Annotated in this window: 23 protein-coding genes and 1 pseudogene; 15 read left to right on the top strand and 9 right to left on the bottom strand. The window is 48.4% G+C overall.

Going from position 1 to position 25400, the window contains the following annotated elements:
- Positions 1-8 precede the first annotated feature (8 nt).
- Together KME11_17885 and KME11_17890 are read right to left on the bottom strand one after the other, a co-directional pair.
- A complete protein-coding gene (locus KME11_17885) occupies positions 9-833 on the bottom strand; it encodes an HAD hydrolase-like protein (GenBank protein ID MBW4517080.1) in 825 nt (274 codons plus the stop codon).
- A gap of 196 nt (positions 834-1029) precedes the next feature.
- Entirely contained in the window at positions 1030-2211 is a 1182-nt protein-coding gene (locus KME11_17890; GenBank protein ID MBW4517081.1) for a GTP-binding protein, read from the bottom strand.
- Positions 2212-2363: 152 nt separating this feature from the next.
- Between KME11_17890 and cysS the strand changes: the two genes are divergently transcribed.
- Entirely contained in the window at positions 2364-3854 is a 1491-nt protein-coding gene (gene cysS, locus KME11_17895) for a cysteine--tRNA ligase (GenBank protein MBW4517082.1), read from the top strand.
- Positions 3855-3866: 12 nt separating this feature from the next.
- Positions 3867-6308 (top strand): NAD-binding protein, encoded by a 2442-nt coding sequence (locus KME11_17900; protein MBW4517083.1) that lies wholly within the window; start codon positions 3867-3869, stop codon positions 6306-6308.
- Here the strand turns inward: KME11_17900 and KME11_17905 are convergent.
- A complete protein-coding gene (locus KME11_17905; GenBank protein MBW4517084.1) occupies positions 6305-7555 on the bottom strand; it encodes an ABC transporter ATP-binding protein in 1251 nt (416 codons plus the stop codon). The two genes, KME11_17900 and KME11_17905, sit on opposite strands and share 4 nt — an antisense overlap.
- 101 nt (positions 7556-7656) lie before the next feature.
- Positions 7657-8274: a hypothetical protein gene (locus KME11_17910; GenBank protein MBW4517085.1), complete on the bottom strand. Its 618-nt coding sequence runs from the start codon at positions 8272-8274 to the stop codon at positions 7657-7659.
- A 407-nt stretch (positions 8275-8681) separates the two neighbouring features.
- On the opposite strand from KME11_17910, the gene KME11_17915 reads away from it, so the two are divergent.
- From KME11_17915 to trpA, 3 genes are all read left to right on the top strand, one after another.
- Positions 8682-8900 (top strand): NAD(P)H-quinone oxidoreductase subunit L, encoded by a 219-nt coding sequence (locus KME11_17915; protein ID MBW4517086.1) that lies wholly within the window; start codon positions 8682-8684, stop codon positions 8898-8900.
- A gap of 6 nt (positions 8901-8906) precedes the next feature.
- Positions 8907-9233, top strand: a complete 327-nt coding sequence (locus KME11_17920; protein MBW4517087.1) for a DUF3007 family protein — start codon at positions 8907-8909, stop codon at positions 9231-9233.
- Positions 9234-9296: 63 nt separating this feature from the next.
- Positions 9297-10094: a tryptophan synthase subunit alpha gene (gene trpA / locus KME11_17925; protein MBW4517088.1), complete on the top strand. Its 798-nt coding sequence runs from the start codon at positions 9297-9299 to the stop codon at positions 10092-10094.
- 9 nt (positions 10095-10103) lie between these two features.
- Here trpA and KME11_17930 read toward each other — a convergent pair whose 3' ends face one another.
- Entirely contained in the window at positions 10104-11636 is a 1533-nt protein-coding gene (locus KME11_17930) for an AAA family ATPase (protein ID MBW4517089.1), read from the bottom strand.
- 170 nt (positions 11637-11806) lie between these two features.
- Here KME11_17930 and prfB point away from each other — a divergent pair.
- From prfB to cax, 9 genes are all read left to right on the top strand, one after another.
- Positions 11807-12929, top strand: a protein-coding gene (gene prfB / locus KME11_17935) for a peptide chain release factor 2 (GenBank protein MBW4517090.1) whose coding sequence is annotated in 2 segments (ribosomal slippage) — positions 11807-11881 and positions 11883-12929 — 1122 coding nt in all. Because the reading frame shifts where the segments join, the coding sequence is not laid out codon by codon here.
- A 77-nt stretch (positions 12930-13006) separates the two neighbouring features.
- Positions 13007-13231 (top strand): DUF3285 domain-containing protein, encoded by a 225-nt coding sequence (locus KME11_17940; protein ID MBW4517091.1) that lies wholly within the window; start codon positions 13007-13009, stop codon positions 13229-13231.
- Between the two features lie 83 nt (positions 13232-13314).
- Positions 13315-13845 carry an rRNA maturation RNase YbeY gene (gene ybeY, locus KME11_17945; protein ID MBW4517092.1) on the top strand — a complete coding sequence of 177 codons (531 nt, stop codon included), beginning with the start codon at positions 13315-13317 and terminating at the stop codon, positions 13843-13845.
- Positions 13846-14055: 210 nt separating this feature from the next.
- A complete protein-coding gene (locus tag KME11_17950; GenBank protein MBW4517093.1) occupies positions 14056-14541 on the top strand; it encodes a diacylglycerol kinase family protein in 486 nt (161 codons plus the stop codon).
- The gene (locus KME11_17955; GenBank protein MBW4517094.1) at positions 14538-15146 is read left to right on the top strand and encodes an aminodeoxychorismate/anthranilate synthase component II; all 609 of its coding nucleotides are present in this window, start codon (positions 14538-14540) and stop codon (positions 15144-15146) included. The genes KME11_17950 and KME11_17955 overlap by 4 nt, the downstream gene beginning before the upstream one ends.
- A gap of 121 nt (positions 15147-15267) precedes the next feature.
- Positions 15268-15576 carry a hypothetical protein gene (locus KME11_17960; protein ID MBW4517095.1) on the top strand — a complete coding sequence of 103 codons (309 nt, stop codon included), beginning with the start codon at positions 15268-15270 and terminating at the stop codon, positions 15574-15576.
- The gene (locus KME11_17965) at positions 15573-15986 is read left to right on the top strand and encodes a PIN domain-containing protein (protein ID MBW4517096.1); all 414 of its coding nucleotides are present in this window, start codon (positions 15573-15575) and stop codon (positions 15984-15986) included. Before KME11_17960 ends, KME11_17965 begins: the two co-directional genes overlap by 4 nt.
- A gap of 528 nt (positions 15987-16514) precedes the next feature.
- A complete protein-coding gene (locus KME11_17970; protein ID MBW4517097.1) occupies positions 16515-17291 on the top strand; it encodes an MBL fold metallo-hydrolase in 777 nt (258 codons plus the stop codon).
- Positions 17292-17426: 135 nt separating this feature from the next.
- Entirely contained in the window at positions 17427-18500 is a 1074-nt protein-coding gene (gene cax, locus KME11_17975) for a calcium/proton exchanger (protein ID MBW4517098.1), read from the top strand.
- A gap of 98 nt (positions 18501-18598) precedes the next feature.
- Here the strand turns inward: cax and KME11_17980 are convergent, their stop codons facing one another.
- The 4 genes and pseudogenes from KME11_17980 to KME11_17995 all read right to left on the bottom strand — a co-directional run bounded on the left by KME11_17980 (position 18599) and on the right by KME11_17995 (position 22242).
- On the bottom strand, positions 18599-18967 hold the full coding sequence (locus KME11_17980) for a response regulator (protein MBW4517099.1): 369 nt from the start codon (positions 18965-18967) through the stop codon (positions 18599-18601).
- 68 nt (positions 18968-19035) lie between these two features.
- The gene (locus KME11_17985) at positions 19036-20118 is read right to left on the bottom strand and encodes an ATP-dependent 6-phosphofructokinase (protein MBW4517100.1); all 1083 of its coding nucleotides are present in this window, start codon (positions 20116-20118) and stop codon (positions 19036-19038) included.
- An 84-nt stretch (positions 20119-20202) separates the two neighbouring features.
- A pseudogene (locus KME11_17990) lies at positions 20203-20881 on the bottom strand (Uma2 family endonuclease).
- A gap of 125 nt (positions 20882-21006) precedes the next feature.
- Positions 21007-22242 carry an LL-diaminopimelate aminotransferase gene (locus KME11_17995; GenBank protein ID MBW4517101.1) on the bottom strand — a complete coding sequence of 412 codons (1236 nt, stop codon included), beginning with the start codon at positions 22240-22242 and terminating at the stop codon, positions 21007-21009.
- Positions 22243-22645: 403 nt separating this feature from the next.
- Between KME11_17995 and KME11_18000 the strand changes: the two genes are divergently transcribed.
- Positions 22646-25399, top strand: coding sequence for a CHASE2 domain-containing protein (locus KME11_18000; GenBank protein MBW4517102.1), 2754 nt, complete (start codon positions 22646-22648; stop codon positions 25397-25399).
- Position 25400: the final 1 nt, after the last annotated feature.

The following is a 25400-nucleotide window of genomic DNA, read 5'->3' on the forward strand; positions in this document are numbered from 1 at the left end:
TTGACCGTTTACTTAGAATCCACAAGATGGTGGACGGCTGAGAGGAGGTCAGTGTGAATGCACGTGGGCTGAAGTTTTTGTAAATAATTGTGGCTACGAATACCGCAACTGACGGCGATGGTGGGAATGCTCATCGCTTTACCTGCCAGAACATCAGCTTCAGTGTCGCCCAGCATCCAAGCATGAGCAGGTGAATGATTTGTCCAAGAGAGATGGGCGATCGCTTTTCCTAACAATTGAGTTTTGTGATCAGACTGATTACTGTAAGCTGCATTTGAGTCTTGCGTACCCCAAATTTCGCTAAAAATATGAGCTAAGCCATAACTTTGCAGCATTTGAGTCGCTTGGACTTGACAGCGCAGAGTAACAAGAACCAAGCGAACGCCTTGTGCCTGGAGAAGTGCCAAAGCCCATCTTACGCCAGGTTGGAGTTGGTCTTGGTGCAGCAAAGTTGGCTGGTTAACAATTTGGGTTACCCGTTGCAAAAAATGATCAATCTCTTGACCTTGCAGCCCAGAGCGCATAGCAATTTCTACATCCGGTGTGCGCTCTTGCTTCATTTGCCAAAATTGCTCTTTACTAAGAATGCGAATCGGTAAAGAGATCCCAGCAGTTTGATAGAAGCTTTGAATTTCAGCGAGTCCAAGTTGATAGGTACTGTAGTAGCGGTCTGAAACATCAACAATAGGGCCGTCGAAGTCGCAGAAAAGTGTTACAGGTGAAGAGGATCGGTAATCATGGGAGGGAGCAGATGCATGACTCCTGACAAATACCTCAGAGCGATCGCCACACAAGGCAGAACTATCTGATTCAAAAGCGATAACACAAGTCATAGATTAGTAGGCTGCGTCAATATATTGCGAAATGTTTACTAACACTAACAGTTATTTATATAAGTCGTCAAGAAGAGAAATATTTTTTATATTAGCAATTCTTATGAGATTATTACCCAAACAACCCGCTCTAAAGTGCCCAGCATCTCTGGCATATCCTCTAGAGCAGGTTAGTTTAAATCGTTAGCCGTTACCTTTATTTGCCGAAACCACGCCCTCGATGGGTTGAGGGCAGGCAAATACAGTCATTTAGCTGAGCTTTGATCTGCTCATGATTTAGTTCTTGCCCAATCAAAACTAGTTGATTTTTGGGCGTACTCGTCCACTCGGTATCATCCAGCGAGAATCGTTTACCGCTAAGGTGAAAGACATGACGTTTGGGGCTTTCGTCAAACCAAAGAATGCCTTTGGCACGAAAGACCGTAGCTGGAAGTTGGTGGTCTAGGAATTGTTGGAATTTTTTAATAGAGAGAGGGCGATCGCTCTGAAATGACAAAGACGTGAATCCATCTACTTCTAAATGATTGGAGTGATGGTGCTGCTCGTGGTCGTGGTCATGCTCACAATGTCCATGATCATGATCGAACGCTGCATGGTCGTGCTCATCAGGCTTCTCAGTAGGGTGGTCATGATGATCATGGGCGTGATCATCATGGGCGTGATCATCATGATCATCATGACCCTTTTCCTCGGAAGTATAGTACTTATCCGATTCAAACAATCCCACGCTCAGAACCAAAGGCAGCGGCACTTTAGACTGCGTAGTACGAAGAATTCTTGCCCCTTCCTTAATATCTCTGATCTTGAGTTCAAGAGAGTCTAAATCAGCCTCATCCACCAAATCAGTCTTATTGAGCAGAATAATATCGCCGTAGAGGATTTGATTGTATGCAGCTTCACTGTTAAACAAATCAACGCTGTAATTTTCGGCATCGACTAGCGTGACAATGGAATCGAGGCGAGTTAAATCTCGGAGTTCGGTTCCCAAGAAAGTCAGCGCGACAGGCAGAGGATCAGCCAAGCCCGTGGTTTCTACTACCAAGTAATCAATCTTGTCCGATCGCTCCAACACTCGATACACGGCTTCCATAAGGTCATTATTAATGGTGCAACAAATGCAGCCATTGCTGAGTTCCACCATATTCTCGTCGCTGTTCTCGGTCGTAATTAGCAGTTCATTGTCAATACCAATTTCGCCAAACTCGTTGACCAAAACTGCGGTTTTGATGCCGTCTTGGTTACTCAGAATATGATTGAGGAGAGTGGTTTTTCCACTGCCTAGGAAGCCTGTAATGATAGTGACGGGCAGCCCTTTTTTAGCGTCGTCCATGGGGCTGGGGGTTGGGGTAGAACGGTTGGGGGTAACTGCTGATGTCATGGTGCGCAGTGGGTAGGGTTCAGGATATATAGTTAAAGATTGCAATTAAGCAGCAATGTCTAGATTCAAGTCTAGATTGCTTATTGTAGCGTTTGAGATTGATTCCTATGATCACTTAAGTTTTTCAAGTCGTTGTGCTTGCCTTTATTGCCATGACCCTATCGCTTTACAACACGCTAACCCGCCGCAAGGAACCTTTCGAGCCTTTAGAACCAGGCAAAGTGAAGATGTATTATTGCGGAGTAACGGTGTATGACTATTGCCATTTGGGTCATGCCAGAGCCTGCATTATTTGGGATGTGGCACGGCGATATTTGCGCTGGCGGGGCTACGAGGTTAGGTATGTACAGAACTTTACAGATATTGATGACAAGATTCTGAACCGCGCTAAGAAAGAAGGCTCTTCTATGGAAGCAGTGGCAGAGCACTACATTCAGGCATATTTTGAGGATATGGCGCGGCTGAATGTGATGGAGGCAGATGAGTACCCGCGCGCGACCCATACGCTAGACGGCATTAAGCGGTTAATTCATGAGCTAGAGCAGAAGGGATATGCTTACCCAGCGGCGGGAGACGTTTATTACTCAGTGCGATCGTTTGCGGAGTATGGCAAGTTGTCGGGGCGGAAGCTGGACGATATGCAGGCAGGCGCGAGTGGACGCTTAGATGGGGAAGACCCAGAAGTGAGCCGGAAGCGTGACCCGTTTGACTTTGCGCTGTGGAAAGGGTCTAAGCCAGGAGAGCCTGCCTGGGATTCACCCTGGGGAGCGGGTCGTCCGGGGTGGCATATTGAGTGTTCGGCAATGGTGCGCGATCGCCTGGGCGATACGATCGACATTCATGCAGGTGGCACGGATCTAGTCTTTCCTCACCACGAAAATGAAATTGCCCAATCAGAAGCGGTCACAGAGAAACCATTGGCGCGGTACTGGATGCATAACGGCATGGTGAATGTAAACGGTGAAAAAATGTCTAAATCCTTGGGCAACTTCACGACCATTCGCCGACTTTTAGATTCTGGGTCAGACCCAATGGCGCTCAGGCTATTTATTTTGCAAGCCCAGTACCGCAAGCCCCTGGACTTTACCGAAGCCGCGATCGCTTCTGCCCAAAATAGCTGGAGCACCCTTAAAGAAGGACTGCTTTTTGGCTATCAACAGGGTCAAAAACTGGATTGGACAGACACGCAAGATCTTTCGTTTGGCGATCCTGCTGCTATGAGAATTGCCATGGACAGTGAATTGGTTCAGCGCTTCCAGACAGCAATGGATAACGACTTGAACACGCCTGGCGGGGTAGCAGTTTTATTTGAATTGGCAAAAGATTTGCAACGAGAAGGCAATATTCTGACTCATGGAGGCAAGACGGCGACTGAGCCCCAGGCGTTGAGGCAGCAGTGGCAGATGCTAGTCTGCTTGGCGCAAGTTTTAGGGCTGGAAGCGAAACCTGAGGCAGAGGAGCAGTCTGGCGATCGCTCAGGTGCGCTGTCGGATGCAGAAATTGACGCAAAGATTCAGGCGCGGAATCACGCGAAGCAGACAAAGAATTTTGTCGAAGCCGATCGCATTCGGGACGAGCTAAAAGACAATGGGGTAACGCTCATCGACAAACCAGGGAGCGTAACGGATTGGCATCGCAGCTAGGCTGGCTCCATCATGACTCCAACAAACCTGTTAGAACTGTGCCGAAATGGCGATCCTAGCGCGATCGCCACGCTCCTCAATAGAGGACTTCAAGGCAAAAATGCCACTGCTAGTGCCGACTGGCAAGGAGATCAACTCAACGTTCGCCTCAAAGCTGATACGCTACCGAGTCAAACCGGACTCTTAGCTCTTGTGCATCGCACCCTGAAAACCCTGCAAGTTGAAGCAGTAGAAACTTTGCGGGTCTATGCCTACGAAGCCAACAATCCAGTTCCCGTCTGGATGTATCAGATGGATCTGAGAGAAAGTATTGAGCAAGACAGTGAAGAAGGGGATCCGTTAAGCGATCTGTCTGCCTCGCCAACTTCATCCACTGCTTCTAAAGCCTCGCTCGATCGCTTCCTCGTCTGCGGTTTAGGAGGACTAGGGCAATACTGCGTCTACAGCCTCAAACGATTTGCATTGCGGGAGTTTGAAATTCGGGTGACGGCGATCGAGAAGTTTGCCACCCAGGAGTGGGAAGTTCAGGACTTGCCCAGTTTGCTTGATGAACCTGCCATTATTGGCGACTGCCGGGATGATCAGGTGCTGCTGAGGGCAGGCATACAGGACTGTCGGGCAGTGTTGCTGGTCACCAACGACGAGAGCGTCAACATTGAAGCAGCGATCGCCGCCCGTCGGCTCAACCCTAAAGTCCGTCTGATTGTTCGTTCCGCTCGCCAAAGCTTAAACCAACTTTTGAAACAGCAATTGGGCGATTTTTTGACGTTTGAGCCAACTGAGCTACCTGCAAATGCTTTTACGCTGGCGGGGTTAGGAGCCGGAATTCTAGGCTTTTTTGACATTGGCGATCGCCGATTACAAGTCGTAGAGCAACGAGTCGAACCCCACGATCGTCGCTTCGATGGGTTTTCAGCAAATTCATTGCTGCATGAACAGAAGTATCGTTTGCTCAGTCATATTCCTGCCAACCTGACAGTTACGAATCGCACCTCATCAAACCGTGCTTTTTATAAATGGCGAGCAGGCACTCAGGTTAGAGCCGGCGATACGGTGACTTATATTGAACTCATTGATCAAAGCAAATCACCGATTGAATTGACGGTGCCAGAAAATAATTGGCGATCGCTCTGGCAAAAAATTCAGGAAACAGGAGGTTTGGGGGGCAGCCTTGCTTTGCTCTGGCGCTGGATACAGGCAAAACAGACTCGCCTAGTAGTAGGAGTAGGGCTGACCACCTCGCTGCTTTTATGGATCTTGGGCACCGTTATTCTTAAAAGCAACATTCCAGGAATGACCTGGGAAAGAGCAATTTCGTCAGGAGCCATTTTGCTACTCGGAGGCTACGGCGATTTATTTGGAGGGCTGACAGAAGAAGTGGCAGTTCCAAGCTGGGTGCCGTTGGTTTGCCTGCTCATCACTGCTATTAGCCTCCTATTTATTTTGGGAGTATTTGGTTTAATCACTGATACCTTAATCAGTTCTCGCTTCAGTTTCCTCAGAAAACGTCCGCCCATTCCAAAGCGAAACCACATTGTTTTAGTTGGCTTTGGCAGAGTGGGACAACGCATTGCAGCAGTGCTGAAGGAGTTTAAGCAGCCGTTTGTGGCGATCGCAGAGCAACTAGACGACCCTCACCTACAAACCCAAATGCCGCTCCTGGTGGGCAATCCTCTCACCGAACTTGCCCGCACCAACTTTGCCACCGCCAAAAGTGTCATTGTGGTCACCGAAGACCAAATGCTGAACCTAGAAGTTGCTTTGTTAGCCCGCAATGCTGCTCAGCAGATTCATCGCAACATTGGCTTAGTAGTTCGCACCTACGAGCAACGCTTCAGCAATAACCTAAGCGACCTGCTGCCCGATGCCAAAACACTCACTGCCTACGCCCTTTCCGCAGAAGCCTTTGCCAGTGCAGCATTTGGCGAAAATATTCTGGGGTTATTTCGGCTCAATCATCAGACAATTTTGGTCACAGAATATCGGGTAGGAACAGCAGATACGCTAGTGAACAAAACTCTGGCTCAAGTCGCGTATGGCTACGGCGTTGTGCCTGTCTACCATCAAACAGTCCAAGTCACACCTCCCACCGCGTATGACCCCGATAAGTTTTTGCTGCCGCCGGATGAGCGGTTGTTGACGGAGGGCGATCGCCTGGTCATTCTCTCTTCTATCAATGGATTGCGCCGCATTGAGCATGGAGACATGCTGCCATCCCAACGCTGGCGGTTAGCCATAGCGCGCGCGCTTAAGCCTGGAGATGTTTTTGATTGCAGCAGCCTATTGTTTAGGCTTTCAAGCTGCACTTTAGAACAGGCAAGAAGTTTTATGGCGAATCTTCCCGGCTCGATGGAACTGGATCTTTATTCTCATCAGGCGTACCGACTTGAAGAAGAGCTAGGGAGACAGGTACCCGTCCAGTTAGAGGCGATCGCTCAAGAACAAAGCACCTAATGCGCCGTTCTACCCAAGAGCGGTGAAGCGATCGCCTCGCCTGTCTCGACATCAAATAAATGTATTTTCTCTGGAGATACCGATAGCCAAAGCGTTTCTCCAATCGACACGACCCGATCAGACTCTGTTCGCACTTGAATCAGGGGCGCATCAGGATCATTTTCTGCCTCTATTAAACTTGCCGTCAGATAGGTTTCGCTGCCTAATGCCTCGACGCGCTCGACGCGGATGGGAATATTTTTGGGAGCCGGAACACTGACGTGGAGATGCTCTGGGCGAATGCCTAATAACAAAGAGCGATCGACATAGTGCCTCAAGTCCATTTCCCAAATGCCAGGGAGTGTTAGCCGAAACTGAGGATGTTGGAGGGTCGCTGGAGCTTTGACCTGCACCGGCAAAAAGTTCATCGGTGGAGAACCAATAAATTCTGCTACAAAGCGATTTGCTGGCTGATTGTATAGCTCTAGCGGTCGGGCGATTTGCTGAATCTGTCCGGCGTTCATCACCGCAATGCGATCGCCCATGGTCATCGCCTCAGTCTGGTCATGGGTCACATAAATCGTCGTCGTTCCTAGCTTGCGCTGCAAATTGACGATCTGAGTTCGGGTTTCGGTGCGCAGCTTGGCATCTAAATTCGACAGCGGCTCATCCATCAAAAAAACTTGGGGATCGCGCGCCATCGCCCGCCCTAGTGCCACCCGCTGCTTTTGTCCTCCCGATAACTGCTTTGGTAAGCGATCAAGCAGCATCTCGATTTGCAACATTTCGGCGATCGCTTGAACTCGCTGAGCGATCGCCCGTTCATCTGCGGTTTCGTAGCGCCAACGCCGAGGCAAAGTGTGGCTCGCCTGAGCCAATACCCGCTGAGCCAGACCTGTCGAATGATTTCTACCCGCTCGTCGCAACCCAAACGCCAGGTTATCGTATACCGTCATGTGCGGGTAAAGGGCGTAGCTTTGGAACACCATGGCGATATCCCGCTCTTTGGGAGGCAGATGATTGACCTGGCGATCGCCCACCCAAATATTGCCACCCGTCAGCGTTTCTAACCCCGCAATCAGTCTTAGCAACGTACTTTTTCCGCAGCCCGAAGGCCCCACCAGCACCATAAATTCGCCGTCTTCTACATTGAGATTAATGCGTCGAAGAATGGCGACAGAATCCGCCTCAGCCGTCGCCTCAGAAACTCTGCCGCTCTGACGACTGGGAAAGCTTTTGTAAACGTTTTCTAAAACAACTTGCGCCACGGTAATTAATGTTTCCTAGTTTTTGATCATTCTCCGTCATCGCTCCGAAGTTTACCTACAACTTTCTAAAAGAGGGTCGGTAGAAAACAGACGCGATCGTCTTAATCAACATACCCAAGCCCCCAGATCATTAGGGTTAAAGCCATCCAAGTCACTCCAAACACGACTAATCCAATAGCAGAATAGAGCGTTCCTTTTGAGAAGTTCAGCCAACCGAAGAGAAAAGTCAGGACACCTGCTGCGATCGCAATTCCTGTGGCTAGCCCCAACAACCTATCTTCTCCCACTGAGTGTAAAAAGAAATTGCGCTGCGGATATTGTTCTCTCAAACTTGCCATTTGCTCAGCATTCAATCCCAAATTGCTCTCGGTTGAAACCACAGGCTGCCAACCTCCGATAATCAGCCCATGAAAATATCCATTGCAGCCCGCTGTTTGACCCGCATAGGACATTTGGCACTGCTTTACCTCACTGGATGTTGATGTCATCGTGAGTTCGAGAGGACGATTCAACAGCGAAATCTGGCACTGATGCTGCTGTCCAGCTTGGGTACAAGAAAGCGATCGCCCTGGAATGAAGACAGATTGAATTTGTAGCCCTGCGACTTGTCCACCTACAGGCATAGGGGCGGAAATAATCAACTGAACTGTCAGCGTACTAACTAACACGAAGAAAAGCGCGATCGTGCTATTCAAAACAAAGCGAGCGGTTCGACGCATAGGAATTTCCTGAAAGTGATGAGCTTTCAGATCGATATTCCTCAGGAAGGGTTCCACACCTCGATCGAACTACACAAGATTTTTTCAGACAGTTTGTGACTTCGGCAGCCCTATTAGAGGTTGTCTGAGAAGTCTAGGTTGCTATCCAATCCGCCCCCTAAATCCCCCATTTTGGGGGACTTTGAAGAAGGAGTGGCTCGGAAGTCCCCCAAAATGGGGGATTTAGGGGGCGAGTGTAAGAATCTTTGATACTTCTCAGACATCCTCTTAAAAGAACGATGCCTCAAGGTAATCACAGCTTTGCAAAAAATCTCAACCTCATATTGGAGAGCAGTTGTTTGGTTGCTTGACTAAACGGTAAGATGTGGGGAGTTTAGTCTACTCCATAGTTATTCATTGCTAAAACTATGCCCCTTCCTATTGTTCCTCTGGCTTACCTCCTACTGGCAGGAGCATACCTTCTTGTTCTGCCTCTAGCCACCATTTTTTACCTCAAAGCTCGTTGGTATATCGCTAGCTCCATTGAGCGAGTCCTCATGTACTTTCTAGTATTTTTCCTTTTCCCAGGGCTACTGCTCATCAGTCCTTTCCTCAATTTCCGTCCTTTGCCTCGGCAGATGGGTTAGGACAATATGCGACGAATTGACGCGATCGCCATTGCTGTTGGTTTTTTTGCCGCAGGGGGCGCTATTTATCTAATCCTCCAACAAGTGGGTCTAGACAACATCAATGCAGGCATTTGGAGTCAAGTTATTTTGGTGGGTGGGCTAATCGGCTGGATTATTACCTATGTCACGCGGGCGCTAACTCAAAATATGACCTACAACCAGCAGCTTAAAGACTACGAGAATGCGGTGCTGCAAAAACGCCTCGAAGAAATGAGTCCAGAAGAACTGGAAAAATTGCAAGCCGATGTAGAAGCTGAAAAAGCTCAACAGCAACCTCCCACAAATCAGTAGAAATAGCGCCCTGTGTTTACCCAAGCAAGATAAAATGGGGAGCGTTTTATTTTAGGTTTCGGCATGGTTTCAGTTTCTAGCTGCATGAATTCACTGCGCGATCGCGGACAATGTGCCCTCATCCCGTTCATCACAGCCGGTGATCCCAATTTAGAAACCACCGCCGCCGCCCTTCAAATTCTCGATCGCAGCGGTGCAGATATCATCGAACTCGGCGTTCCCTACTCCGATCCGCTTGCCGATGGCCCCATCATTCAGGCTGCCGCCACGCGCGCTCTGCAACAAGGAACAAAGCTAGACAATGTGCTGGAGATGCTAAAAATCGTCAGCCCCAAATTGCGATCGCCCATCGTCCTTTTCACTTACTACAACCCTGTTCTCAATCGCGGCATCGAAGCCTTTTTTCAAGACATTGCAGCAGCAGGAGCCAGCGGCATTGTCATCCCCGATCTGCCTTTAGAAGAAGTCGAAAAACTATTGCCTGCCGCCGCCGCTGCCAGCGTTGAAATTATTCTGTTAGTCGCCCCTACCACACCCAAAGAACGGCTAGAAGCGATCGCCGCCCAATCTCAGGGCTTTATCTACTTGGTCAGCGTCACAGGTGTGACTGGAATGCGGATTAAAGTCGAAAGCCGAGTGCAAGAACTCATCACAGAACTAAAAGGCGTTACCGACAAAGCGATCGGCGTTGGCTTCGGCATTTCTCAGCCTGCACAAGCCAAGCAAATGATGGAATGGGGTGCGGATGCTGTCATTGTGGGCAGTGCATTTGTTAAGCGCCTGGCAGAAGGTTCACCCGATCAAGGGCTACAAGCGATCGAAACCCTCTGTCGCAGTTTGAAGGCGGCGATCGCTGAGTAAGCTCTCAGGCTAGGTGGAAATATCCTTAGACTTAGCACGACGTTTTCTATCTGTCGCTTTGGGTTGCTTTGCCTTTGCCTTACTCTTGTTTAGAGCAGATTTTGGAGGTTTTAAGGTTTTTCCTTTTTGACCCAGAACGTGCAAAATATGCTCCATTATGAGCTTGGGCGCATTAGTTGCAGCTGCATACAAAATGGCTTCATGGGCGATCGCCCCAATTTCTCCGCCGTTCAGCTTTACTGTTGCTAACCCATCCCAATCCATCTCGTCTCGGGGCACCGATGGACAAAATGCCTGTTGCCACAGCCGACGGCGATCGTCTACCCCTGACATTGGAAACACTAGAACCCGATCGACCTGACGCTGCCACGATATCTGCATTGAGGCAGATCGAGATTCAGCCAGCAACGTCACGCCCGGTAGACTTCGCCGCTGGGCTAAAAATTGGTGAAGGATAGCGGTCGAGAGTGCGGGCGATCGCCCGAGCCAATGCCGAGCCGATTGCACCAGCAACACTGTTGGATCTTGGGTCTGAATTTCTTCGAGTAGACGCAAATAGTCCGATGGCTCAATCTGATTCAAATCAACGGTGTAAAGGGGCGTGTCGAGGGCATGGGCGATCGCGCTTGCCGCCAAAGACTTACCCGTTCCAGGCATTCCCACCAGTAGGGCGATCGCGCCGGGTGGGTAGAGCGAGGCGTTAGAACCGTCAAAACCCCAGGTTTCTTCAGCTTGGGCATAGCCATCTACTCGCTGCACCAGATATTGCAGCGAAGTCAGTAAAGGCTGAGACAGAACCAATCTTGACCACTCAACCGAATCAACATTCTGATGGAGCAAAGGAGGACGAGCAATCCTTGCTAACGGGCGCAGCAATAATTCCAAACCCTGGTCTGTCGGTTGCTCTGCCAGCAGGTAGTGAACCAAAGACTCAGTCAGTTGCACCGGACGATTGAGAAAAGTATCGACCGAGCCTGCCAAATGGAGCAGATCATACCGCACCAAAGGAGAGACAGCCGTTAATTTTGCCCGAGCAGTCCGCCACTCGCTGTCATTACGACACAGGAGCCGCAGCACCAGGTCTACTGTGGGTAAGTCTGTCTGATGGGCTGCCTCTTCTCCTTGCAAATAGCGGTAAAGACGCGCGTAGCGACGGTTCATTTCAGGAGCCAAACTCATCAGCACCACATTTTTTTCAAAGAGGGATAAACTGAGGCGATCGCGCAACTGAGGCAACGCCAACGTAATGCCCCGATCCTGGCTCGACTGAATCCGGCTCTCCAACTGCTGTTGATAGCTCACCTTCGTAACAGCACTGGGTTGTCGATGCTCGTCATAAGCCACTTCTCCTTCCAAGGAAACTAACCCTTTCCACCAATGACTCGTCACCCGATCTGCCCGCGATTGAGCCACCCGCCCCACGTCATGGCTTTCTTTACGCTGCCTTGTCACTGCCATCATTAAAACTTGGTCAAGCCAGCGTAGCTCGGTTTTAAGATAGTCCCAGTTATTAGCGAAACCTTCGGGTTGCTCGATCGGCATTGAGATTCTATGAGGTCTTAAGATTGAAAAGATTATTCTATTGTGGCGACAGTTCCTCAAAATGGAGTGATCTGGATTTTGAAGAATTAAGCAATAATAGATCTGCTTTGGCTCAAATGAGACCAAGCCATTTAGAACGCAGCAGCAAGAATAAAGCAAGGAACGAGTGAATGTTAGAAACCTCAGACATTAAACGCGACATCGAACAGATCAATAGCCGCCTGAGTAAAACTCAGGAGTATCTTTGACGTACCCGCACTCACGGCAAAAATTCAAGACCTAGAGCAGGTCGCAGCACAACCCGACTTTTGGAATAACCAAGACTCTGCACAAAATTCTCTACAGGAATTGAATGACCTCAAATCTCACCTGCAACAGTTAGAACAGTGGCAGGCGAAACTTGAGGATGCACAAGCCATCCTGGAGTTGCTGGAGTTAGAATCCGATGAAGCGCTCCTCCAGGAGGCTGAAACTAACCTTACCCATCTCAGCCGAGAACTCGATCAGTGGGAGTTACAGCAGCTTTTATCGGCTCCCTATGACCAATATGGGGCGATATTAACGATCAATGCGGGTGCAGGGGGAACCGATGCTCAGGATTGGGCTGAGATGCTGCTGCGGATGTACACCCGTTGGGCAGAAGACCATCGCTACAAGGTGCATCTGCTAGAAAGCTCAGAAGGCGATGAGGCAGGAATTAAATCTGCCACGCTCGAAATTGATGGGAAATATGCCTACGGCTACCTCAAGGTGGAGAAAGGAACGCATCGACTAGTGCGAATTTCGCCGTTTAACGCCAATGACAAGCGTCAAACCAGCTTTGCGGGCGTTGAGGTGATGCCAATGCTTGACTATACGGTGACCCTGGATATTCCAGATAAGGATCTCGAAATTACGACTTCGCGGGCAGGGGGAAAGGGGGGTCAAAACGTCAACAAGGTAGAGACAGCGGTGCGGGTGGTTCACTTGCCAACGGGGTTGGCAGTGCGCTGTACCGAGGAGCGATCGCAGCTTCTCAATAAAGAAAAAGCCTTAGCCCTGCTCAAGTCCAGGCTGCTGGTGATCGCTCAAGAGCAACGCGCTAAAGAGATCGCCGACATTCGGGGAGATATTGTCGAGGCGGCTTGGGGTAACCAAATTCGTAATTATGTTTTTCATCCTTATCAACTGGTCAAAGATTTGCGCACTGGCATGGAAACCACAGCGATCGGCGATGTAATGGATGGAGAACTTGACCCTTTTATCGAAACTTGTCTGCGTCACAGCAACCAAATGGTCGAAAATGTTGTGTAACCTTAGAAAAGATCATTACAAGATTTTTACACTTGCCATCAAATTATTTTGATTCTGATTTTTCTAGGATAATCTCTATGAACCAGCCTTCTACTGAACCTTCTCCTGCAATCGATCGCGCCCCTACTGTCTCACCGGAATCAGGCGAGCCAACACCTGCTGCGACCGATCGCCCTCCTAGCTACGTCAAACTGGCAATGCGAAACATGGTGCGTAAAGGCGGCACGTCTCTCTATCACTTTGCCCTCTCGGCGATCGGGTTATTTGCCCTCCTGGTTGGGCTTGCCTATTTAACCCGTTAACCAATCAACTTGCTAAACGATCGCCTCCAGCAAAGATGGGGTTAACCAAATTGCTAGAAAATCTTTCACCTACTTCATCAGAAATGTTACCCATACGGGTTGAAGTGGTCATTCAGGACTGCTTTTTCCTGAGTACAAGTGCAGAAGAAAACCAGGATGGGAATAATACTACTGCTTCACCTATTTCTCCCGAAACCTGGGAGTTTTGGTTTAGCTATTGGTTAGAGAGCTTGCATCTCGATCTTTCTCCCATTCAAGCTTACGAGCTTAGCCTGCGCTTGACGAATGATTCTGAAATTCAGGCACTTAATACCCAATTTCGGCAGAAAGATCAGCCCACCGATGTACTCGCGTTTGCTGCGCTTGAGGTAAGTTCTCCTACATTAGAGGCGATCGATGAACCACTTTATTTGGGAGATATCGTGATCTCAGTTGAAACGGCTCAGGTGCAGGCACAAGGTCATACTCTTGAGCAAGAGCTAGCTTGGTTAGCTGCCCATGCTCTTCTCCATCTTGTGGGCTGGGATCACCCTACCGAAGAACAATTGCTAGCCATGCTACAGAAACAATCATGGCTTTTGCAGCAAGTTGGAGTCATACCACCCATTTACTGAGGAAAGAATTCGCTGAAGAAAGGACTTCTAATACGGAGGCTTGTCATGTATCATTATTTTTTCATGAAATCTTCGCGAATTATTGCTCAGTTTTCACCAACAATAGGGTGGGTCTCACTTCTTAAAAGTGGGTTTGATCATCTAAGACCTTTAACGTATTGAATGTTTGATGTTCAGTCCGCAATCCCTAAAGCTGTCGCCATAGTATTCATGACCCAAGAACTTTCAACGAAACCCCAATCCTTAGAAGCTCAACTGCTCCCGGCTCCGGCAGCGGGCAGCCGTACTCTATCTTGGCGAGTTGCATCTAGCTTATTCACGAGCTTTGGGTATGCGTGGGCTGGGCTAACCTATGCATTTCAAACTCAACGAAACTTTCGGATTCACTTATTCGTAGGGTCAATGGCGATCGCCCTCAGCATTTTCCTCCAGCTTACCCCCGTTGAAATCGCTATTATTACCCTTACTTGTGGCTCCGTCCTGACGATGGAACTCCTCAACACCGCCCTCGAATCTGTTGTCGATTTAACAGTTCGCCAGACTTACCACGAACTCGCTAAAATAGCCAAAGACTGTGCTGCTGGAGCCGTCCTGCTCTCGGCAATGTTTGCCGTCTTGGTCGGAGCTACTCTCATGCTGCCTCCTCTTCTAGCGCTGATTCAAACCAACTTTCCCCTCTGGTTCGCCGCTTTATGATTCTCGTCATCGACAACTACGACAGCTTTACCTATAACCTCGTCCAGTACCTTGGAGAGTTAGGCGCAGAGCTATCAGTTGCAGCCGAGATTCGGGTTTATCGCAATGACCAAATCACCCTCGAACAAGTTCAAGCCCTACAGCCCGATGGCATTGTTATTTCGCCAGGGCCCGGTCGCCCCAATGATGCGGGTATCTCTTTGCAACTGATTGAGTCTTTAGGAGCAACGATTCCTGTCCTCGGCGTTTGCTTGGGGCACCAAAGTATTGGTCAGGTTTTTGGTGGCACGATTACCACTGCACCCGAATTAATGCATGGCAAAACCTCTCAGGTGCATCACACAGGAGTCGGCGTATTTGCAGGGCTAGAAAATCCACTGACGGCGACTCGCTACCATAGCCTCGTGATTGAACAGCAAACCTGCCCCAATATTTTAGAAATTACGGCTTGGGTGGATGACGGCACCATTATGGGAGTACGTCACCGGGACTTTCCCCACATCCAAGGCGTTCAGTTCCATCCAGAAAGCGTACTGACGACATCGGGCAAGAAGATTTTGCAGAACTTTTTGGAAGCGATTCGGCAACCTGCGATCGCCATTTAGCAAGAAGGGCGTTAGCAAGGCTCTCCGAGGAATTGCTATTCAGTTCACGGATCCGATCGCTCCTACTCTTAGTCTGGGAAGCGATCGAGTTCAGTATGATCAATTCAAAGAAGTATAATCTGTGAAACTTCTATCAGGAGGAGCGATGCAAGCCTACAAACTCAAAGGAACGATCGATCAATCAGGTCATTTAAATATTACGGAGCCGATCAATTTATCTCCTGGTGAGGTGGAAGTCATCGTCTTACAATCCTCTTTCACAGATGATAAGGTTGCCTCTTCTAAGGAGACACAAACAACACCTCCTAAAAAGAGAAAGACAATTGTAAAAGCGTTCCAAGATTTATTTGAAAACACTGAGCCTGCACCTCCAGACTTTGACCCAGATCAAGCTAGATGGGAAGCGTTGAAAGAGAAATACGACCTGTGAAAGTTCTACTCGACACAAACATTATTTTAGATTATGCACTTGAACGACCTCCTTTCTGGCAAGTAAGTGAACAAATTTTTCTCTTGCTCGAACAATTTCAGGGTTATGTCTCTGCTTCAACTTTTAGCGATCTGTATTACATCATTCGCAAACAACGGGGACACAACTGGACACTCACTTTCCTGAATCGGTTGGTGAGCGTTTGCCAAATTGCACTGGTGGATCAGACGGTAATCTTAATGGCGCTAACCGTAAATTTTAGAGACTTTGAAGATGCAATCCAATACAGTACTGCTGTGATCAATCACTTGGATGCCATTGTCACCCGCAATGCCCAAGATTTTGCTGAAGCAGCATTGCCAATTATGACTCCTGATAGCCTGATTCAAGAAATAACCCATTCTGCTTGAGCCAACTTAGCCTACGACTTCCGATCGGCTGAATGGTACGGAATTATTAACTGCTCAGTCTACAAGATTGCTCAACTTTTGTTCATCGATAGTAGGGCGATCGAGGCTGCGATCGCAGTTAGGTAACTTCATACCAGCAATTTTCTCGTCTCAACTTGGCAGGAACAAGCATCTGACACCAACAGTCATGTTCCAAATGAGGCAATTCCTTTAGAGAGCTTCGCTAACGCCATTTCAAACCACACCATTGCATCTTAGAACTCAAAACATCAGCCTTTTTGCTCAAAACTCTTACTTTTAATTTCCGATCATCAGCCTTTTTACTCCAAAGGCGAGGCTCAGAACCTGAAACCTTGAGCAAATTGCTCCATCATCCCAGTTCAGGGCTTCACCGATCACCTTTTAGACTCTTTAAGACGACAAGTGCTTGGGTTAATTGACACCCGTGATCCCTGACAGCGTAAAATTGCCTTTTATACCCACCGCTTTTTAAAGCCTGGGTGACTTTCCAAAAATGTGAGGAGCCTCATGAAGCGACGACAGTTTGTTCAATATACAGGAGCCAGTGTATTGACTACGTTAGGCATCGGCATGATCGATCGATCGCAATCTGCCCAAGCCCAAACCCAAACTAGCTCCGTGACGATTCAATCTTTGGGTCACACCTGTTTTCTGTTTACCGGAGACGGTCGCCGCATTTTAGTAAATCCCTTCCGTCCTATTGGTTGCACTAAGGGCTATCGATCGCCCCAAGTCGCCTCAGATTTGGTGATGATTAGCAGTCGGTTGTTTGATGAGGGCGTGACAGAAGGATTACCAGGCAGTCCTAGGGTTTTGGCTGAATCGGGGGCGTATCAGTTCACGGGAATGCAGGTGCAGGGCATTCAGACTGACCATGATGATATTGGCGGCAAGCGTTTTGGTATGAATGTGGTGTGGCGCTGGAATCAGGGTGGGTTGAATATTTTGCACATGGGCGGGGCAGCGGCTCCGGTCACGGTAGAGCAGCAGATTCTCATGGGTCGCCCAGATGTGTTGCTGTTGCCTGTGGGCAATGGTGCCAAGGCTTTTACGCCTGATGAAGCGAAGGCAGCGATCGCCACTCTTAGTCCCAAGATAGTTATTCCAACCCAATATCGTACCGATGCCGCCGATCAAACTGCTTGCGATATTTTGCCCCTTGATGATTTTCTCAAGGTAATGGAAGGCACGCCAATACAGCGGGTGGGTGGCGATACGATTTCTCTGGGTAAAGGTGATCTGCCCTCCGAAACTCAGATCCGTGTTTTGAGCTACCGGGCTTAAAAATTTAGTCGCGTTTAGATGGAAAGTCCTTCATCCAACTTTCCAATCAGAATTTAGATGAAGGGCTAATCTTGCCATCGGGATATTCCGTTAACATTACAGCTAACATTGCGATAGATTTTCCCCTGGTCTTCTATGTCAATCAAAAAAATCTTTTCCATTGGGCTACTGATTTTTGTGCCCCTATCGATCGCGGCTGAACAGTTGGAGTGGGGAGTAATGCCTGTTTTTGTCATGTCGGCATTAGCAATTATTCCCCTGGCAATTTGGCTCAGTACAGCGACTGAAGAAATTGCCGTGGTGACAGGGCCTTCGGTGGGCGGATTGCTGAATGCAGTGTTTGGCAACGCAACAGAGTTAATTATTGCCTTGGTTGCACTCAGAGCAGGGCTACTGGATATTGTAAAAGCCAGCATTACGGGCAGCATTATGAGTAATTTGCTGTTAGCAATGGGGCTATCTATGTTTTTGGGCGGATTGCGTTACAAAGAGCAGGAGTTCAAACCCATTGTGGCGCGGGTGAATGGCTCGTCAATGACGTTAGCGGCGATCGCCATCATTCTACCTTCCATGGCATTTTATGCGTCGGGGCAAGTAGAAACGGCGGCTGTTGAAAAGCTCTCAATTGTGGTGGCGATCGTGCTGATTAGCGTTTATGCCATGACGCTGTTTTTCTCCCTAAAAACCCACAACTACCTATACGAAGTCGGAATTGTTGAACTAGAAGGAGAACATAGCGACCACAAGCCCAACCTTTGGCTCTGGATTGGAGTTTTAACAATCTCGACGCTTGCCGTCGCCTATGAGTCGGAGATTTTTGTCGGCGTGGTTGAAGAAGCGACCAAAGGACTAGGATTAACTCCTTTGTTTACGGGCGTGATCTTGTTACCCATGGTAGGCGGCGCAGCAGAATATGTGACAGCGGTAGGTGTGGCACTTAAAAATAATATGGATCTTTCCGTCTCGGTTGCCATGGGATCAAGCTTGCTAGTAGCGCTGTTGATTGGTCCAGTACTGGTGCTAGTCGGGCAAGCCATGGGATATCCAATGGACTTAAACTTTAATCCGTTTGAAATTGTGGCGGTCGTGGTTGCAGTCGTAGTTGCTAACTTAATTAGTTTAGATGGCAAGTCTAACTGGTTGGAAGGCGTACTACTGTTAGCAACTTACGTGATTTTGGGCGCAGCGTTTTACTTCCAACCTGGTTAGAAATTAGGCGTTTAGGTTTATTCGGCTACGCAGTTTGATAGACCTCTCCCCAACCCCTCTCCTAAAGGAAAGGGGCTTTGATTTAGATTCATCAAGACTTACCATCCTAAACTTTCTGCCATATCAGTGGCTAAAGTTGCAGGCTCGTAGGGCGTATAAGTCAGTCCTCTAACGCCCAGTTGGGCAAACTGTGCTCGAATTTGAGTGTGCAGTGCCGTTGTCAGCAGCAACACAGGAATGGGTTGAGTAGTGGGGTGAGATTGAAGTTGATGAAACATCCCCACCCCATCCGTTTTTGAGTTGCGGACATCCAGAACGATCGCATCAGGCTTTTCAGTTTGAGCAGTGCCCATGCCTTCACGTCCAGAATGAGCCGTCATGACATCCCAGCCGCCAAACGTTTCTAAATAAGGCTTTGCAGAATAGCCCTGTTCATCATTAATTAACAAAATTCGTTTGTTTGTCATGTTTGGTGTCGCTACGTGTCTAATGTCCACTTCATAAAAAGGGACGGGTATTTCGTACTGAATGTGCCCTAATCTCCTAAACAAATGCCAATTTGTCGGGCAGTTTTAACCAGTGCATCATTAGGATCAACGGTGCGATATTGGGCGATCGCCTCTTGAATAGGCACACTGACAATTTCTCGATTTTGCCAGGTGACCATGCGATTATATTGCTCCTTGGCAATTAACTCAACCGCTGCTACTCCAAACGCAGTTCCCAGGAGGCGATCGAGAGGAGAAGGCGTACCGCCTCGCTGCAAATGCCCTAAAACAGTCACGCGAGTTTCGGCACCGCTACAGGCAAAAATGCGATCGGCAAGATATTGACCGATGCCACCCAGAAGATTTTGCCCCATCGCGTTTTTGTTAATGACGGGTTCTCCAGCTTCAGTCCGAACTGCTTCAGCCACAATGACTAAGGAGTAGGTTTTGCCAGCGGCTTGGCGATCGCTAATCTTTTTGCAAATATTTTCGATCGTGTAAGGAATTTCAGGAATGAGAATAATATCTGCTCCCCCAGCAATCCCAGCATTCAGCGCAATATGCCCCGCGTCTCGTCCCATGACTTCTAAAATAATGACGCGGCTATGACTGGCGGCTGTAAAATGAAGGCGATCGAGGGCATCAGTTGCAACGTTCACAGCAGTGTCAAAACCAATAGAACGCTCTGTTACACCTACATCATTATCGATGGTTTTAGGAATGGCTACGAGGTTCCAGTTTCCCTGTTGCGCCAATCTTCGCAGAATAGCGGTACTTCCATCGCCACCAATGCCAATAATGGCATCTAACCCCAGTTGATAATAGCCAGAAATAATATCCTCAGAGCGATCGCGCAAAGTACCATCGGGCATGGGATAGGCAAATGGATTACCTTTGTTTGTCGTTCCTAAAATCGTTCCGCCTGCGGTTAATAAAGCATCTACATCACCGACATTCATGGGTGTAAATTTCGGTGGCGATGTCATTAACCCCATCGTTGCCTGATGAATTCCTAACACTTCCCAATTGTAAACGCCTACTGCACAATGAACGACGGCTCGAATCACTGGGTTTAGTCCAGCACAGTCTCCGCCGCTGGTTAGAATTCCAATGCGCTTTTTTGCTCCCATACGTCCCTGCTTAATTATTCCGGATACGGGAATTTTAAGGGAGGCTTGTCTTTCTCATTCCAACCTAGAATAAATATTCACTTTTCAAGCCAAAATCTGCGCTTCTAATTCTTCTAGTGCCTGCAAATTGCCAACCTGCCAGGCTCGCTCTACCGCAGCCGGAACGAGTTGGGCGATCGCCAAATCAGGAAACAGAGGACTCGTTTGGGAAACTTCATATTTTCCGCTCTCTAAACCGTAGACCGTGAGCTTGCCGCTATCAAAAATCCACAGTTCAGGAACGGCGATCGCCTCGTAAGCATCTAACTTCGTTTTAGAGGGTTTTAGAGGTAACATCAGCTTCGACCCTTGCGGTATCTGCGAAGCAGCACGCCAAATCGGGTGGCGGATCGTCTGGTTGCAGCCGTCGCCGACCAATCATGCGCTAGTAATTCTGAATGTAAAAACAAGCATCTGGCTCTACCCCTGCCGAGTTTTCTCGTTTAAAAGTGGTTGAGCCGAAGGGCTGAAAGCGCTGGTTTGTGGCTTTTAGTAAAACCTTGACAATATCTGATATCAAATCCCTAGGAATTTCATGTTCAGGTAGGGGAAACATAATTTCCAATATTTGATTGCTGTAGGCAATTCTTGAGCGCCGCTTCCCGCCCAATTCCTGCAAAATCGCCTCAAATTCTTGCCAACTCACATTCACCAATGTGGCAACACTGCCAGGAGCTAAATTGATTTGACTAATAGGTTTAGCCACAAGTGGAATTGTCGTCATGGCACATTGACACTACTAAACTACGACACTCATACCCCTTTAATCATGATCTTTATTTTCCTCACTCCTAGCGATCGCCTCAGAACGGGTATTATAGCGATCGCTATGAACGAGAAAGCCCTGTATTAGGTCATAAACTTCTCCGTGATCCGTTTCATGGCTTCATTCACATTGTCGCGGCTATTGAATGCCGAAATCCTGAAATAACCTTCTCCCGCAGCGCCAAATCCAGAACCAGGAGTACCGACAACGTTGCAGGTTTGCAGCAGCTTATCAAAAAAGTCCCAGCTTGATAAGCCATTAGGCGTTTGCACCCAAACGTAGGGCGCATTTACGCCGCCATAGACCTTAATTCCTGCGGCGATCAGTTGTTCACGGATAATTTGGGCATTCTCCATGTAGAAGTTAACCAGACCTTTGACCTGTTGCTGTCCTTCAGTTGAATAAACCGCTTCAGCCCCCCGTTGAACAATGTAGGAGACTCCATTGAATTTAGTAGACTGCCGACGGTTCCAAAGCTTCCAAATCTCCACTTCTAAGCCATCGGCGGCTTTGCCCTTCAGGGTTTTAGGCACAACGGTTAAAGCACAGCGCGTCCCCGTAAATCCTGCATTTTTAGAGAACGATCGAAACTCGATCGCGCAATCCCTGGCTCCTTCAATTTCGTAAATAGAGTGGGGTAAGGTTGGATCGGTGATGAACGCCTCGTAAGCCGCATCAAAGAAAATAATTGAGTCGTTGGCTTTAGCGTAGTTAACCCAGGCTTGTAAGTGTGCCTTCGTAGCAGTTGCGCCTGTCGGGTTATTGGGAAAACAGAGGTAGATCAGGTCTACTTTTTGGGTAGGAATCTGGGCGGTAAAGTTGTTATCAGCAGAGATGGGTAGATAGACAAGTCCACCGTATTCGCCTTTATCGTTGGCATCTCCAGTATGTCCTGCCATGACGTTAGTATCGACATAAACGGGATAAACCGGATCGGTAACGGCGATCGCATTATTGCTGCCAAAAATATCTAAAATATTGCCGCAGTCGCACTTAGAGCCATCAGAAATAAAAATTTCCGAGGCATCCACCTCACAGCCCCGCGCCTGAAAATCGTGAGCGGCAATTTTTTCTCGCAGCCAAGCAAAGCCCTGTTCAGGGCCGTAGCCCTGGAACGTAGCGCGATCGCCCATATCTTCTACAGCCTTAATCATGGCAGTCCGGCAGGCTTCCGGCAAAGGCTCGGTGACATCGCCAATGCCCAGCCGAATAATTTTTGCGTCAGGGGTTGCCTCTGCAAAAGCGTTGACCCGTCGAGCAATTTCGGGAAATAGGTAGCCTGCTTTAAGCTTAAGATAGTGATCGTTAATAGTAGCCATGTCACATTAATGCAAACGCCATCACCAGCTTACTGGGAACTGCGGTGAATAATACTTGGGTGCATGACCAAACTTTAAGAGAATACTAAGAGGATGTCTGAGAAGTATCAAAGATTCTTACACTCGCCCCCCACCCCCCCATTCTGGGGGACTTCCGAACCAATGCTCCTTCAAAGTCCCCCAGAATGGGGGATTTAGGGGGCGGATCGGATAGCAATCTAGACTTCTCAGACATCCTCTAAAGATATCTAGCAACAAACGAGTCTAGTGTTGGCAGTCACATCTCAGTATGCAAAAGGTTTGGTAACTTCAGCGAATATAAGTATGCCGGAAAAAGCGATCGCCAAGAATCCTGTTCGGTGTAACGTAGTACACAATTCCTTTACGTGTCGGTTCAAACTCAATGCACTACGAATATCAGGTTGGGGGCAGTCTCAAACTAAACTCTCCTAGCTATGTAACTCGCCGGGCTGACACTGAACTGTACAACGCCATTGTTGCAGGTGAGTTTTGCTACGTTTTTAATGCACGCCAAATGGGTAAGTCTAGCTTGCGCGTCAGGACACAGCACCAACTAAAACAGGTAGGCATTCGTTCTGCATCGTTAGATATGACCAGTATTGGCAGCCAAGATCTAACGCCTCAGCAGTGGTATAAAACCTTAGCAGCCGACTTGTTACGGAGCCTTAACTTGTGGCATCAGGTGAACCTGAAACTCTGGTGGCAAGAGCACAGTAGTATTTCTCCGCTACGGCAGTTAAATCTATTAATAGAGGAAATTATTGAGGTTCATTATCCCCATGAGCATCTGGTGATTTTTGTCGATGAGGTGGATAGTGCTTTGAGTTTGAACTTTCCAGTCGATGACTTTTTTGCACTAATTCGCTATTGCTACAATCAACGCGCCGACCAACCCACCTACAACCGTCTGACTTGGGCTTTGTTTGGAGTCACAATTCCTTCTGATTTAATGCGCGATCGCCATCGCACACCCTTCAATATTGGTCGAGCGATCGAGCTACAGGGTTTTCAAGAAGACGAGGCCGTTCCTCTGGTGGCAGGCTTAACGACCAGGGTTAACAATGCTCAGGGCGTACTGCGAGAAATTTTGCACTGGACAAAAGGGCAGCCTTTTTTAACCCAAAAGCTCTGTCGGTTAGTGGTCGAGACTTGCGATACTGTCAGCCGATGCCCCGTCATCATTCCGACAGGAACCGAAGGCTATTGGGTCGAACAGGTCGTCCAGTCTCAAATTATTGCTAACTGGACAACGCAAGATCAGCCTGAGCATTTGCGCACCATCCGCGATCGTCTCCTATACAACGAAGCTATGGCAGGTCGTCTGCTCGGCATCTATCAGCGGATTTTGGCGGGCGAGGGAATTTCTAACGACGATAGTCCCGAACACATTGAGCTATTGCTGTCAGGACTCGTCGTTTCTCAACATGGCATTTTACAGGTTAAAAACGCCATCTATCAGAAGGTTTTCAACCCGTTGTGGGTGACCGAGCAACTCGAAAACCTACGTCCCTACACACCCAAATTCAACGCCTGGTTGGGGTCGCAGCAGCAAAACGAGTCCTACTTATTACAAGGGGCAGAGTTGCAAAAAGCCATGGTTTGGAAGACCAATCGAATGCTGAGCGACCTGGATTATCGTTTCATTAGTGCTAGCCAAGACTTTGCCAAGCGATCGGTTGAAACCGACCTGGCAGTAGAAAAGTTAGAGCGCGAAAAAGCACAGTTTGCTCTCAAAGCCGCTCAAGATGCTCGCCAAATTTTGTTAAATGCTCACCAATCTGCTCGCAACAGCACTAAAAATTTAAGGCTCGGGCGACGGTGGATTGCTGGAATTGCTGCGGGTGTAACGGGCATTATCTTTGTTCTACGATTAACGGGCGTGTTGCAGGGCGTAGAGTGGATGGCTCTCGATCGCTTTTTTCAACTTCGCCCTCCAGCAGCGATCGATGCGCGGATTACCTTGGTCGAGATCGCGGAGGCGGACTTACAACAAATTGGACAATATCCTATGTCCGATCGCGTCCTCGCAACATCGCTAAAAAATCTTCAGCAATACCAGCCACAGTCCATTGGGTTAGATATTTATCGAGATTTATCAACTGCGCCCGGTCAAACTGAGCTTAATCAAATATTTCAAAATTCTGACAATATTATTGGGATTCATAAAATTACTGGCGAACGAGTGGGACAGTCGCCAATTTTGATGGAGCGTCAGCAAGTAGGATTTGCTGACCAAGTTTTAGATGGTGACGGTAAAGTCCGCCGTGCTTTACTTTCAGTCCGCGCTGAAGGAAAGGTGCAGTTTAGTTTAGGGCTACGGTTGGCGATCGATTATCTTAAAACTAAGGGGATCGTTCCTCAACCCCGCTCCCATCACTCCCGTCAAATGCAATTGGGGAAGGCAATCTTGATACCCTTTCGCTCGGACGATGGCGGCTACGTGCGCACAGATGCAGCAGGATACCAAATTTTGATGAATTTTCGAGGGACACGGCAGCAATTTGTGACGCTGTCGATGACAGATGTATTAGCAAATCGTATTCCTGCTGAAAGCGTGCGCGATCGCATTGTGCTGATTGGCTATACTGCCGAAAGCGTTAACGACTTGTTCCAAACTTCCTATAGCAATCGAATTGTTGGAGTTCCGACTCAAATGTCGGGCGTTGTTCTCCATGCTAATGCAATCAGTCAGTTAATAGATGCGGCTTTAGGGGAACGTCCGCTTCTAAAAGTCTTAGATGAGCCTATAGAGTGGCTATGGATTTTCCTGAGCGCGACGGTGGGCGCGGCTTTGGCTTGGCAGATCAAAACATCCAGAGTAATCGCCATTGCAGGAGTAATGGCGATCGTCGGAATAGTGGGCGGAGCTTATTTGGCATTTCTGCAAGGGTGGTGGCTGCCCATGATACCCGCAAGCCTCGGCTTGGCGATCGCGGCAGTTGTTTTACCCAACATTGCCACCCAACAATTAGAAAAAATTCAACTCCGCCAAACCGTTCGTTTACTGGTTTCTGCAACTCATCAACATTCTACTGCCGGGCGAATTGCGATTGAATATCTCAAACAATCGGAAAGCAAAGAGAACCAAAAACTCATTGAAGAATTCTTAGTGCGCGAATTTTATCAACAGATTTAAT

This window comes from Timaviella obliquedivisa GSE-PSE-MK23-08B, assembly GCA_019358855.1.
Taxonomy (GTDB): domain Bacteria; phylum Cyanobacteriota; class Cyanobacteriia; order Elainellales; family Elainellaceae; genus Timaviella; species Timaviella obliquedivisa.

Coding starts and splice junctions, on each gene's coding strand:
- KME11_17885 (MBW4517080.1), bottom strand. CDS start 833: ATGACTTGTGTTATCGCTTTTGAATCAGATAGTTCTGCCTTGTGTGGC.
- KME11_17890 (MBW4517081.1), bottom strand. CDS start 2,211: ATGACATCAGCAGTTACCCCCAACCGTTCTACCCCAACCCCCAGCCCC.
- cysS (MBW4517082.1), top strand. CDS start 2,364: ATGACCCTATCGCTTTACAACACGCTAACCCGCCGCAAGGAACCTTTC.
- KME11_17900 (MBW4517083.1), top strand. CDS start 3,867: ATGACTCCAACAAACCTGTTAGAACTGTGCCGAAATGGCGATCCTAGC.
- KME11_17910 (MBW4517085.1), bottom strand. CDS start 8,274: ATGCGTCGAACCGCTCGCTTTGTTTTGAATAGCACGATCGCGCTTTTC.
- KME11_17915 (MBW4517086.1), top strand. CDS start 8,682: ATGCCCCTTCCTATTGTTCCTCTGGCTTACCTCCTACTGGCAGGAGCA.
- KME11_17920 (MBW4517087.1), top strand. CDS start 8,907: ATGCGACGAATTGACGCGATCGCCATTGCTGTTGGTTTTTTTGCCGCA.
- trpA (MBW4517088.1), top strand. CDS start 9,297: ATGGTTTCAGTTTCTAGCTGCATGAATTCACTGCGCGATCGCGGACAA.
- KME11_17930 (MBW4517089.1), bottom strand. CDS start 11,636: ATGCCGATCGAGCAACCCGAAGGTTTCGCTAATAACTGGGACTATCTT.
- KME11_17940 (MBW4517091.1), top strand. CDS start 13,007: ATGAACCAGCCTTCTACTGAACCTTCTCCTGCAATCGATCGCGCCCCT.
- ybeY (MBW4517092.1), top strand. CDS start 13,315: ATGTTACCCATACGGGTTGAAGTGGTCATTCAGGACTGCTTTTTCCTG.
- KME11_17950 (MBW4517093.1), top strand. CDS start 14,056: ATGACCCAAGAACTTTCAACGAAACCCCAATCCTTAGAAGCTCAACTG.
- KME11_17955 (MBW4517094.1), top strand. CDS start 14,538: ATGATTCTCGTCATCGACAACTACGACAGCTTTACCTATAACCTCGTC.
- KME11_17970 (MBW4517097.1), top strand. CDS start 16,515: ATGAAGCGACGACAGTTTGTTCAATATACAGGAGCCAGTGTATTGACT.
- cax (MBW4517098.1), top strand. CDS start 17,427: ATGTCAATCAAAAAAATCTTTTCCATTGGGCTACTGATTTTTGTGCCC.
- KME11_17980 (MBW4517099.1), bottom strand. CDS start 18,967: ATGACAAACAAACGAATTTTGTTAATTAATGATGAACAGGGCTATTCT.
- KME11_17985 (MBW4517100.1), bottom strand. CDS start 20,118: ATGGGAGCAAAAAAGCGCATTGGAATTCTAACCAGCGGCGGAGACTGT.
- KME11_17995 (MBW4517101.1), bottom strand. CDS start 22,242: ATGGCTACTATTAACGATCACTATCTTAAGCTTAAAGCAGGCTACCTA.
- KME11_18000 (MBW4517102.1), top strand. CDS start 22,646: ATGCACTACGAATATCAGGTTGGGGGCAGTCTCAAACTAAACTCTCCT.